This is a genomic window from Ketobacter alkanivorans, from assembly GCF_002863865.1.
Lineage (GTDB): Bacteria > Pseudomonadota > Gammaproteobacteria > Pseudomonadales > Ketobacteraceae > Ketobacter > Ketobacter alkanivorans.
Window position 1 is genome coordinate 2,416,563 of the sequence record NZ_CP022684.1, and the last position, 11,882, is coordinate 2,428,444.

12 protein-coding genes are annotated in these 11,882 nt (G+C 52.1%); 8 read left to right on the forward strand and 4 right to left on the reverse strand.

Annotated elements, in window-relative coordinates; genetic code table 11:
- Window position 1 precedes the first annotated feature (1 nt).
- A complete protein-coding gene (locus Kalk_RS10400) occupies window positions 2-895 on the forward strand; it encodes a beta-ketoacyl-[acyl-carrier-protein] synthase family protein (RefSeq protein ID WP_101894183.1) in 894 nt (297 codons plus the stop codon).
- 9 nt (window positions 896-904) lie between these two features.
- Window positions 905-1,885, forward strand: coding sequence for an NAD-dependent epimerase/dehydratase family protein (locus Kalk_RS10405; protein WP_101894184.1), 981 nt, complete (start codon window positions 905-907; stop codon window positions 1,883-1,885).
- Here Kalk_RS10405 and Kalk_RS10410 read toward each other — a convergent pair.
- The 3 genes from Kalk_RS10410 to Kalk_RS10420 form a co-directional block, all read right to left on the reverse strand.
- A complete protein-coding gene (locus Kalk_RS10410) occupies window positions 1,882-2,247 on the reverse strand; it encodes a response regulator (protein WP_199768048.1) in 366 nt (121 codons plus the stop codon). The two genes, Kalk_RS10405 and Kalk_RS10410, sit on opposite strands and share 4 nt — an antisense overlap.
- Before the next feature lie 175 nt (window positions 2,248-2,422).
- Complete coding sequence (gene recG, locus Kalk_RS10415; RefSeq protein ID WP_101894186.1) at window positions 2,423-4,522, reverse strand: ATP-dependent DNA helicase RecG; 2,100 nt, start codon at window positions 4,520-4,522, stop codon at window positions 2,423-2,425.
- On the reverse strand, window positions 4,522-5,433 hold the full coding sequence (locus tag Kalk_RS10420) for a hydrogen peroxide-inducible genes activator (RefSeq protein ID WP_101894187.1): 912 nt from the start codon (window positions 5,431-5,433) through the stop codon (window positions 4,522-4,524). Before Kalk_RS10420 ends, recG begins: the two co-directional genes overlap by 1 nt.
- 109 nt (window positions 5,434-5,542) lie before the next feature.
- On the opposite strand from Kalk_RS10420, the gene Kalk_RS10425 reads away from it, so the two are divergent.
- On the forward strand, window positions 5,543-6,379 hold the full coding sequence (locus Kalk_RS10425) for an NAD(P)H-binding protein (protein WP_101894188.1): 837 nt from the start codon (window positions 5,543-5,545) through the stop codon (window positions 6,377-6,379).
- Between the two features lie 6 nt (window positions 6,380-6,385).
- On the opposite strand, the gene Kalk_RS10430 is transcribed toward Kalk_RS10425, so the two are convergent.
- Window positions 6,386-6,910: a hypothetical protein gene (locus Kalk_RS10430; protein ID WP_101894189.1), complete on the reverse strand. Its 525-nt coding sequence runs from the start codon at window positions 6,908-6,910 to the stop codon at window positions 6,386-6,388.
- A 137-nt stretch (window positions 6,911-7,047) separates the two neighbouring features.
- Here Kalk_RS10430 and Kalk_RS10435 point away from each other — a divergent pair, with 137 nt between their 5' ends.
- The 5 genes from Kalk_RS10435 (at window position 7,048) to Kalk_RS10455 (ending at window position 11,693) form a co-directional block, all read left to right on the forward strand.
- A complete protein-coding gene (locus Kalk_RS10435; RefSeq protein WP_101896281.1) occupies window positions 7,048-7,644 on the forward strand; it encodes a LemA family protein in 597 nt (198 codons plus the stop codon).
- Window positions 7,644-8,360 carry a TPM domain-containing protein gene (locus tag Kalk_RS10440; RefSeq protein ID WP_101894190.1) on the forward strand — a complete coding sequence of 239 codons (717 nt, stop codon included), beginning with the start codon at window positions 7,644-7,646 and terminating at the stop codon, window positions 8,358-8,360. Before Kalk_RS10435 ends, Kalk_RS10440 begins: the two co-directional genes overlap by 1 nt.
- Window positions 8,360-8,977 carry a TPM domain-containing protein gene (locus tag Kalk_RS10445; RefSeq protein WP_101894191.1) on the forward strand — a complete coding sequence of 206 codons (618 nt, stop codon included), beginning with the start codon at window positions 8,360-8,362 and terminating at the stop codon, window positions 8,975-8,977. Before Kalk_RS10440 ends, Kalk_RS10445 begins: the two co-directional genes overlap by 1 nt.
- 91 nt (window positions 8,978-9,068) lie before the next feature.
- Entirely contained in the window at window positions 9,069-9,530 is a 462-nt protein-coding gene (locus Kalk_RS10450) for a hypothetical protein (protein ID WP_101894192.1), read from the forward strand.
- Window positions 9,531-9,848: 318 nt separating this feature from the next.
- On the forward strand, window positions 9,849-11,693 hold the full coding sequence (locus tag Kalk_RS10455; RefSeq protein ID WP_199768049.1) for an alkyl/aryl-sulfatase: 1,845 nt from the start codon (window positions 9,849-9,851) through the stop codon (window positions 11,691-11,693).
- Window positions 11,694-11,882: the final 189 nt, after the last annotated feature.

Consider the following 11,882-nt stretch of genomic DNA (forward strand, 5'->3'; position numbering starts at 1 on the left):
TATGGGAACCATCATCAAAAGCGCAGCAGTCATTACCGACAATGGTTTCAGCGCCATTAAAAATGCTACTCAGGCCAGCATAAAGTGTCTCGAATCTGCGGGTATCAGCCCAGATGAAGTTGGGTTACTGATCAACGCCGGTGTATGTCGGGATGACAATATCATGGAACCCAGCATCGCCAGTCTGATTCAAAAAGATCTGAGCATGGGCCTTGATCTTTCTGCTGAAAACCCTGACCAATCCACATTATCTTTCGACGTGGTAAACGGTGCCTGCGGTTTTCTCAACGCTGTCAATATTGCCGACTCCTTTCTCAAGAATCGAACCGTGCGCTATGCTCTGGTGGTCTGCGGCGACGCCCACCCCTCCCGCACGGATCACGCTGAGTTTCCTTATGTAGCCGTGGGCGCAGCAGCGCTGCTGCAACTCGGTGCCGATGACAAAGGCTTCCAGGGTTTCGGTTATATCAGTAACGATAATCACACACCTTCAAGTGTCAGCACCTTTGGACGCGTTCTCGACTTTGGCGATCAAGGTCGCAACAAAATCAATTGGGAATTCGACGACAATCACCTGCAGACGTTTGGTGCGTTAAACATTGAACTTATCAACCAATACCTGGATGACCACCAATCTCCGCAGATTGATTTTCTGTTAGGTAGCGATTTGGCACCTGGATTCAGCACGCAGGTGTGTGAGCAAAGCCAGCTAGCACAACAGAACACTCGTGCAATGGAGCTGTTTAAGTTGCTTCAGGGGGATGCACACAGTGCCACCTCGATTGCGGCGTACGATCAACTGCAAAACGAGATCACCGACCTTAGTGGCCGTACAGCTCTGTTCAGTGCCGTGGGATCTGGTGATGCCAGCGTCTGCGCTTTATATCGTTTCTAGGGGCTCAGTATGAACGTACTTGTCACCGGAGGAGGCGGATTTCTTGGCCGCTATATCGCTGAGCAACTGATGCAACGCGGTTATGTTGTCAGTGTGTTGTGCCGGAGCGCTTACCCGGAGCTGTCCGAGCAGGGCATTAATGTCATTCGTGGCGATGTGACCAACCCAGACGATGTAAACAGAGCGATACAGGGTAATACTTTTGTGTTTCATGTTGCTGCCATGGTGGGTTATTGGGGCAGCTACGAAGATTTTTTTAACACCAATGTAAACGGTACACAGAACGTCATTAACAGTTGCCAGATGCATGGGGTTAGCAAATTAATCTACACCAGCTCCCCTAGCGTCACCATGAACAACATGGATATACACAATGGCAACGAATCGCTGCCCTACCAAAAACAGTATCATTCACATTACTCAGCCACCAAGGCCATTGCCGAACGGGCGGTGTTGGCAGCACACCATCCCAACGGGCTACACACCGTCGCCATTCGCCCCCATTTGATTGTAGGCCCGCGGGATAACCACCTGCTGCCTCGACTGCTGCAAAAAGCCAACAGCGGCAAACTGAAACAGATCGGGCCAGGGCATAATAAAGTCAGTGTGACCTATGTAGAAAATGCGGCCCATGCTCACATCATGGCAGCCGAATCCCCCAATACTGGAGGTAAGGCTTATTTCATCAATGAACCGGAGCCAGTGGTGCTGTGGCCGTGGCTGAAGCACATTCTGGCCAATCTGAATGCGCGCCAGCCACGCATAAAGGTACCGTTCAAGGTGGCCTTCGCGGCGGGCTGGGTGTTGGAGTTAGTATACGGTGCGCTGAAGATTAAAAAGGAGCCATTGGTAACACGGTTTATTGCGTCGGAGCTGTACAGAAATCATTATTTTTCGATAGAACGTGCCAAACGCGATTTCGATTATGAGCCACTTTTCAGCTTTGAGCAGGCCGAAAGAAAAACATTGGACTCTATCCGCAACGCCTAGTTTAGTAACTTGCGCAAACGCTCCAGCAGCACGTCTTCATCCAATGGTTTGGTAATCAGATCGGTGACACCGGAGGCGAGGATTTCTTCATCTTCGCCTTTGATGGCGTGAGCGGTGAGAGCGATAATCGGCAAAGTCTGAAAGCGCTCCTGGGCACGCAAGCGACGGGTTGCTTCCTTACCATCGATGCCCGGTAAGGAAATATCCATCAGGACAACATCAAACTCTTCGCTTTCCAGCCTGGTAAGACAGTCTTCCGCACAATTAACACCAGTAACTGCATATTCCTCATCTTCCAGAATCCAGGTCACCAGCTTCATGTTGTCTGGATTGTCTTCCACCACCAGCACTTTGTTACCCATTTTCATAACCCTTATCGCTACTGCTCACCGTTAAGTGTAGCTGCTTTTGAAAAAGACAGGATGCGGTTCAAGAGCACTTCAACCTACTGATTTTTAATGCATTCTGCATTTTCATGATAGCGATTAAGTATAAGCCGTTAGTGCTTTATGGCCTGGAGTTATAGCAACGAGACGATTACACCTCTCCGTACTGGGCTGCGTTGCCAAGCCAACGTGCAATCAGCCGCTCCCCCCTGGCGGGATCCTTTTCCAGCAACACCTGGGCCATATCTTTGCTGTCCTCCAGCAGACCCTCATCGCGCAGCAAATTGGCGATACGGAAGGTCATTTCGCCCGTTTGGCGCGTACCTAGTACCTCCCCTGGGCCCCGCAGGTGCAGATCTTTCTCTGCGATCACAAAGCCATCATTGGTCTGGCGCATGATATCCAAACGTTCCCGCCCAAGTTTGGACAGAGGCTTTTGATACATAAGCAAACAGAAACTCTCTGTGGAGCCTCGCCCCACCCGGCCACGCAACTGGTGTAACTGGGCCAACCCTAAGCGTTCCGGGTTTTCGATGATCATCACGCTGGCGTTAGGTACATTGACCCCCACCTCGATCACCGTGGTGGCAACCAACACTTGAATCTGTGCTTTCTTAAACTGATCCATAATATCGGCTTTTTCTGCAGGCTTGAGTCGACCATGCACCAGGCCAACACGGACCTCCGGCAGAAACTTTTTTAATTGATCTGCGGTATCTTCGGCAGCCTGGCATTCCAGCACTTCAGATTCTTCAATCAACGTGCACACCCAATACACTTGCCGCCCTTCCTGACAAGCGTTACGAACCCGCGCCACTACTTCATGGCGACGACTGCTTTCCACCACCACGGTTTTTACCGGCGTGCGGCCCGGTGGCAACTCATCGATAATAGAGGTATCCAAATCTGCGTAGGCACTCATGGCCAGCGTGCGCGGTATGGGGGTGGCTGTCATGATCAATTGATGCGGCACGACACCGGTTGCCTCACCTTTTTGTTTCAACGCCAAACGTTGATGTACGCCAAAGCGATGCTGCTCATCAATGATGACTAACGCCAGGTTGCGGTAGTTTACCTCTTCCTGAAACAGCGCATGAGTGCCTACCACCATGTGGGCCGTACCACTTTCAATCAGAGCAAGCTGCTCATTGCGCTTTTTGCCTTTAAGTTTTCCCGACAGCCATGCAACCCTCAGCCCTAACGGCTCAAACCACTCCACAAAAGCGTGAAAATGCTGCTCAGCCAATATTTCAGTGGGCGCCATCATAGCCACTTGGTAACCGGCCGCAATGGCCAGTAACGCAGCGCGCGCAGACACCAGGGTTTTACCGGCCCCCACATCCCCTTGCACCAATCGCAACATCGGATGGTTCTGCACAAGGTCAGCACAGATCTCTTCATGCACTCGCTGTTGGGCAGCCGTGGGTTTAAACGGCAAGCCCTGCAATAACTGTTGCTCCAGAGGTGAGGCTGAAGGTAATGACACCGAGGTTTGAGCCTTCGCCCGTTGCCGTAGTTTCAGTAAACTCAGATGGTGGGCTGTTAACTCCTCCAGCGACAAGCGCTGCTGGGCACGATGCGATCCATCCAGCAATGCCTGCACTGGCGCATCCGCCGGAGGGCGATGAACATAATGCAACGCTTCAACCAATGATGGCCACTGTGCTGCATGCATAGCCTCTACCGGTAACAGTTCTGCCACCGCCTGGGCCTTGCCCAGCAACTTCAGCACCTGATCGCTGAGTTTTCTCAGCGTGGGTTGTTGAATGCCCTCGGTGGCCGGGTATACCGCCGTGAGCGCAGCTTCCACCGGCGCGTCGGCAGACTCCATAATGCGATATTCAGGGTGTGCCATTTCTTTACCCATGCCGGTAAGGCGAACCTCACCGTAGCAACGTACAATCGCACCGGGCTGGAAATGATTTTTTTGACTGGTCGAAAAATGAAAAAAACGCAGATGAATCTGACCGGTGCCATCTTCTATGCGGCAAATAAGGCTGCGCCGCTTCCGAATCACAACATCCGCCATTAACACTCGACCTTGGATCAACACCTCACTACCCTCCCGCGTGGCACCTATGGGCACCAAACGGGTTCGATCCTGATAACGGAATGGCAGATGAAACAGTACATCCTGCAGAGTACGAATGCCTAAACGGGCGAGCTTTTCAGCCTGTGCAGCCCCCACACCTTTTAGCTGTGTCACCGGCGTGCTGGAAAAAAAATCGGGCGTCACTGCTGATAGTGTCATTACAGTGTTGCAGCACCCGGCAACGCGCAACTGGTAATGGCCTCTACCAACGCAGCAACGGCTTTAGGGCGAGAGAAACGTTGGCGCGACACTATGGACACTCGACGATAAGGTGTTTTGCCTGCAAAAGGCCGCTCCACCAACGTATCGCTATCATATATGTGCTTGTCGGTAGATGAACTGGGTAGAATGGTGAGCCCAAGCCCCGACGCCACCATATGGCGCAGTGTTTCCAACGACGTGCCCTGCGGCAAACTGGTTTCATCGCTGTGCTTGAGTATGCCTGGACATGCATTCAACACCTGATCACGGAAACAGTGGCCATCCCCCAACATAAGGATGTTTTCTTTCTCCAACTGCTTGCGGGTTATTTTTTCCTGCTTTGCCAATGGATGAATAGTTGGAATCAATACCACAAATGACTCATCATACAGATCCTGTATTTCCACATCCGGCTCATCGAAGGGCAGCGAAATAATGATCGCATCCAGTTCGCCATTGCGCAGTTTCTGTCGCAATACCCCGGTATAGTTTTCTTCCAACACCAATGGCATATCCGGTGCGATGCGTTTGATATTACGAATCAAATGAGGAAACAGGTAAGGGCCCACAGTAAATATTGCACCCACCCGCAAAGGCAGGTTCAACTGGCCTTTACCCTCTTGGGCAATCTGTTTCACCAACTCTGCTTCTTCCAGCACCTTGCGTGCCTGCCCTACGATGCGCTCCCCCGCCATGGTCACCCGCACATCTGATCGGTTGCGCTCAAAAATGGTCACATCCAGTTCGTCTTCCAACTTCTTAATCGCCACACTCAGGGTAGGCTGGCTGACAAAACAACGCTCCGCGGCCCGACGGAAATGCCGTTCCTGCGCCAGGGTAACAATGTATTTCAGTTCAGTGAGGGTCATGGCAGATTCCGTAATTGTTGCTGGTCACATGGATTGCAACACGATAGCATAAGCTGATTGCAATCTGAAGAATATAACACTTTAACTATCAAGACTGGTAACGGTAATCATGGCGAGAATTTTGTTGGCAGGCTGCGGATCAATTGGCAACCAGCTGGGAGAGCAACTGCAAGCAGCCGGGCATGAGGTATATGGCTTGCGTCGCTCGGCCGTGGCGATGGCCTTTCCCAGTATACAAGCGGATCTGAGCAAGCCATTGCCCGATGATTTACTGCCTGCCGATTTGCATTACGTTGTTCACACCGGCACCCCCTCAGAACGCAGTGACGCAGGCTATGAGACAGGCTATCCACGGGCCGTTAAGCATTTACTCAAAGCGTTGCAAGGGCATGCCCTACGCCGTTTTTTGTTTGTCTCCAGTACGGCAGTTTATCATCAGGATGATGGCAGTTGGGTGGATGAACACAGCACAACACACCCACAGCGTTACAATGGGGTTCGTATGCTGGAGGCCGAGGCTCTGCTGGAGGAGTCTGGCTTGCCATACAGCGCCGTGCGTTTTGGTGGCATTTATGGGGGCGGCCGCAGCTGGTTGATCCGAAGAGTTCAGGCGGGAGCGGAAATCCAGTCCGAGCCCCCCAAGTATACCAACCGCATCCACCAGGACGACTGCGTGGGGGTGTTGCGACATCTGATCGAGCAAAGCGAACAGGGCGCACCCCTTCATTCCGTCTACGTTGCGGTGGATGATGACCCTGCCAATGAAGCAACTGTTTGCCGCTGGTTGGCGTCACAACTGGGGGCACCAGATCCCAAACCGGTCTGTGCCGCCGATCCAGCATCACAAAACAAACGATGCAACAACAAACTATTGAAAACGACTGGGTACTGCTTCACGTTTCCTGATTTTCGTGCTGGCTACCAGGCCGCCCTTGATCACATGTAGCATCCTCTATCGGGAAACCGGTGCAACCCACTGCTGCTGGATCTGTTGCTGCGTTTCATACATGCTGCGCTGGTTATCGTAGAGCTTTTTCTCTACGATCTGCTCCTTCTTCAAAGACTCCAGCGTAGCCTGCTTGCTTTGATACGCCTTAGCCAGGGAATCATCCGCTGACACCCTGCGCAGCTTCGACACCACCGCCGATGAAGCGCTGAGGGCTTGATTATCCTGCAGGCTGGCCAATTCCTGTTTGACCTCTTCCAGCTCCTGCACCCGCTGATCCAGAAGCAGCTTCAATTCATTCACTTCCTTTTCCCGCTCGGCAATGATTTTTTCCTGCTGGCGAATGCTTTCTTCCTGCTTGCTTAAGCTGTCTTCCAAAGCGAAGGTATTGGTAGTACGGACTTCCAGCTCATTGAATTTTACAGTCAGATCCCCATATTTGTACGAGATGAACAAAAACCCAACGGTAAACGCCACCAGGGCAAAACTGGCTGCATGCCAGAACGATTTTGGTATGCCTTCCAGATCCATGATGTACCCCCTATTTGAATTGTAAAGTTGAACTCCGTATTACCATGATCAATACAGTGGATACAACCATGGCTTTGCGGGCAGCTATTGAATACACTGGCCGCAGCTTACTAAACGTGCAGACGAAGGAGCACTTCATGTTGCCGAAGAATTTTCTCATCAGTTTAATGTTACTGATTTCCGTGATCAGCCTCAGTGGTTGCGGAGTAAACAACATCCCCAGCCTGGATGAGCAGGTTAAAGCCAACTGGGCCCAGGTGGAAAATCAGTATCAACGCCGTAGCGATCTGATTCCCAATTTAGTATCGACCGTTAAGGGCTATGCAGCCCACGAGCAGGAAACGCTGCAAGCGGTAGTGGAGGCCCGCGCCAAGGTAGGCTCCATGCAGGTGGACAACTCCATCATCAACGACCCCAAAGCCCTGCAACAATTTGAAGCGGCTCAAGGCCAGTTGACCAGCGCCCTGAGTCGATTGATGGTGGTGGTTGAACGGTATCCTGATCTTAAGGCAAATCAGAACTTTCTGGCATTACAGTCGCAACTGGAAGGCACCGAAAACCGGATCAGCGTGGCGCGCAGGGATTTTATTCAGTCTGTAAGCGCCTACAATACCGAGATCCGCACCTTCCCGGGCCGTATCTGGCACAGCTTGCTCTACAGTGACATGCCCCTGCGCGAAACCTATCAGGCCACCAGCAGTGGTGCCGAAGAAGCACCTAAGGTTGAGTTCTGATGTTACGGCTATGCTGCGGACTGCTATTGGGAATATTGATCAGCACCTCGTTGCTGGCGCAGCCCTCGTTTCCCAAATTGTCCGGGCAGGTGGTGGATACCGCCAATTTGCTGGACAGCTCAGCAGAACAACGCATCACGTCTCAATTACAGGCCCACGCCAACGCAACCGGTAATCAGATAGTGGTGGTTACCGTGCCTGATTTACAAGGCTATGGCATAGAAACATTCGGCTACCAGTTAGGCCGACACTGGGAGATCGGCCAAAAAGGCAAAAATAACGGTGTGTTGCTGATCATCGCCAAAGCCGAGCGTAGCATGCGGATTGAAGTGGGCTATGGCCTGGAAGGCACCCTCACCGATGCTATCAGCGCCAATATCATTCAAACCATACTGCGACCCGCCTTCAAGCGCGGCCAGTTTGAACAGGGTATTGAGGCAGGCACCACCGCCATCATTGCCGCCTTGGGCGGCCAATACAGTATGCGCAAAGCCAGCAGCGGCAAAAAGGCGCCAACCGCCCTCGTGCTGCTGATTTTCATCATAATCATCGCCATGAACGTGTTACGTGGTGGCGGTGGCCCTGGTTTTGGCCGTCGCTACGGCTCTGGTCACTACTACGGTGGCGGCCTGGGCAGCGGCGGATTCGGTGGAGGGGGCGGTTTTTCCGGCGGCGGTGGCAGTTTTGGAGGCGGTGGCGCCTCGGGAGGATGGTGATGACATTATTGACGCAGCAGCAGCTTAAATCGGTAGCAGATGCCATAGATGCCATCGAACACAACACAGACGCAGAACTGGTCACCGTATTAGCCAAGCAGGCCGATGGCTACCTGTATATCCCGACACTGTACGCTGCCGTTGCCGCACTGTTGGTTCCCATTGTGCTGAAGCTGACGCCTTTTTGGTTAAGCAGCGATGAACTGTTCCTGGCTCAATGGGCTACGTTTGCAGTGTTGGCGTTACTGTTTCGGATACCGGCCATTATGATGCGACTGGTTCCAAAATCGGTAAAACAGTGGCGCGCTTCGAGTTTGGCACGACGCCAGTTTCTGGACAACAACCTGCACCATACCAAAGGCGAAACCGGGGTGCTGGTATTTGTATCGGAAGCAGAGCACTACGTAGAGATCATCGCCGACCGCGGCATCAGCCAGCACGTGAGCAACGATCAATGGCAAGGCATCGTGAACGAATTGACCGCCCATATTAAGCGCAAGCAGACCTTGGATGGCATGCTCGGTTGCATCAACGCCTGCGGTGAATTGTTAAAACAATATTCGCCGGCGACAGAAAGCAAGAATGAGTTGCCGAATCATTTGGTGGTGTTAAATTAGCCAACCTACTATACATCCAATAGATGGGTACAAGTCTTATACATATATTGAGGAAGATATTATCGCCAATATCCCGAAAGAGGACTGTAGCTTGGTGTTAATTCAACCTAAACAGACCTCGGAGCTTATTAAAGTCATGCTCAACTCCCTGCTGATATCCTTGCTCGCCCTTCTTCCTCTAGTGTGCTTCGCCAGCCCAGCTGTGTCAGATACCGAGACCAGTGCCAACACAAACAATGGCACCATCGTCTTCTTTCGAGAAAAGAAAGCAAAAGGCGCAGCCATTCGATTTTCCATTAACGACCATGCCGGCGCGGTGATTGGTTCGCTTTCAAACGGAACCGTGATCCGCAAAGAGCTGGCTCCGCAGGAGTATACCTTTACCGTTAGATCGCCTTCAGTGGATGGCCAGGATTCCATCACGGTTAAAGTGACACCAGGCACCACGATCTATATAAAAGGGGAAATACTCTGGGGTTGGCCGGCCGGCCGGCCGAAATTCACCCTGACGCCTGAGTCTGAAGCACTAAGCATAGTTTCACAACTCGAATAACCGCACCGGACAATCATTATTCGATAAACAAGAGCGCCTGAATCCACAACAATGAGAAAGCATCCATGATTTCAAAACTGAGCCACACTGCTCTAGCCCTTACCTGCCTCCTTAGTATAAGCACACACACTGGCCGCTGGCGGCGGGGGCGTTGTTACCAGCGACCCGAGCAAGCACTTTGATCCGAAGGGTAAGTTACCCTCGAAGTACACGATAGAGCTGCAAGAAGGACTGCGTAAGAGTCTGCCATTCGACGACAAACGTGATTTTGAAGAGGCAAAGCGGGGCTTTATCGCTGCGCCTACCTACAAACAAATCATGGCAGAAGCCGGCAACGTGGCGTGGGACATGGGAAGCTACGAATGGTTGTTGGAAGAAGGCCAGAACTTCGACAGCATTCATCCCTCACTCCAGCGTCAAGCCATTCTCAATATGGCCTATGGCTTGTACGAAGTGGTGCCCGGTAAAATCTATCAGGTACGCGGCTACGACCTTGCCAACATCAGCTTTATTAAAGGTAAAACCGGCTGGATTGTCTTCGATCCATTGACCGCAAAAGAAACCGCTGCCGCTGCCCTTAAGTTTATAAATGAACAACTGGGTGAGCGCCCGGTGGTTGCTGTGGTTTACTCGCACTCCCATGGTGACCATTTCGGTGGAGTTCGCGGCGTAGTGGACGAGGCTGACGTCAAATCAGGCAAGGTCAAGATCATCGCTCCCGAAGGGTTTATGCATCACGCCGTGGCCGAGAATGTCATGGCTGGCAACGTCATGACACGCCGCATGTTCTTCCAATACGGTGTATTGCTACCCCGTAGCCCCTACGGCCACGTCGATCAATCCATCGGCAAGAATACCGCCGCTGGCAACCTCGGACTTATTGAACCCAACGTCATCATCAAGCAAGACTTTGAAGACATGACCATCGACGGCATTAAAATGGTCTTTCAGAACACGCCCGGCACCGAGGCTCCGGCCGAGATGAACACTTGGTTTCCGGACATGAAAGCGTTCTGGGCAGCTGAGAACATCACCGGCACCATTCACAACATCTACACGCTACGCGGCGCCCTGGTACGTGATGCACTGGAATGGTCGAAGCAAATCAATATTGCACTGTACCGATTCGGGCAAGACGCGGAAGTCATGTTCGCCTCCCACAGCTGGCCACGATGGGGTAACGATCGAATTCAGGAAATCATGCGGACTCAACGTGACACCTACGCACACCTGAACAACCAGGTTTTGCATCTGGCCAACCAAGGCGTAACCATCAATCAAATACACAACGTCTATGCACTGCCGGACAGCCTGCGCAATCAGTGGGCAGCACACAGCTATCACGGCTCCGAAGAGCACAACAGTCGTGCGGTGGTGAATCGTTATCTCGGTTACTGGGATGCCAATCCAGCCACACTCGTCCCTCTGTCACCGGAAGACTCAGCCCCACTGTATGTTGAAATGATGGGCGGCGCCAAAAAGATCATCAAGAAGGGGCGCGCGCTGTATGAGGAAGGCAAGTATCTGCACGCTTCCGAGATACTCAACAAGCTGGTGTATGCCGAACCCAAAAACCAGACCGCAAAAGACCTGCTGGCTGACACTTTTGAACAAATTGGCTACCAAAAGGAAAGCCCCAGTGTGCGCAACAGCTTCCTGGCCGCTGCGTATGAGCTACGGCATGGCATGCCCAGCGGTGCGTCACCGAAAGCATCAGGCCCCGACGTAATCCGTGGCATGTCCACTGGACTGTGGCTCGATTTCCTGGGAGTCCGTTTAGACACGAGCAAAACCGACGGTAAGCACTTCATTATCAACTTCGTCACACCCGATAATGGTGAAAAATATCTGGTGGAACTGAGCAATTCTGCACTCACCAACATCAGCGGTGTTCAGTCGTCAAAGGCCGATCTCACCATCACCATGAACCGATCCGAACTGAATGACGTCATGATGGGCAAAATTACCTTTGACGAGAAAATCAAAGCTGGAAAAGCCACATTAAAAGGCAACCGAAAGCCCTATGATGAACTGAAGAACATGCTGTCAACGTTTACCATGGCCTTTGAACTGCTACCCGGAACCCTGCCCGACAAAAAGGCGACACCAACATCTGGCAACACATTCCAGCAAGCGAGCCCCGCTGACACTTCAGGGGGTTGATAGCCAGCGCACAGCCAGCCTTCTGGCGCGGAGCCCGAATCAGGCTCCGCGCCAGAAGGCTTCTATTTTCTTACCCAAACCCAGTCTTTCTTCTGAATACTTTTTCAAATCAGCCTCACGCTTAACGTCACCTGATTTCCTGGCGGCAATCCGATATTGCTATTATTCCTATCAATGTCCGTTTTATAT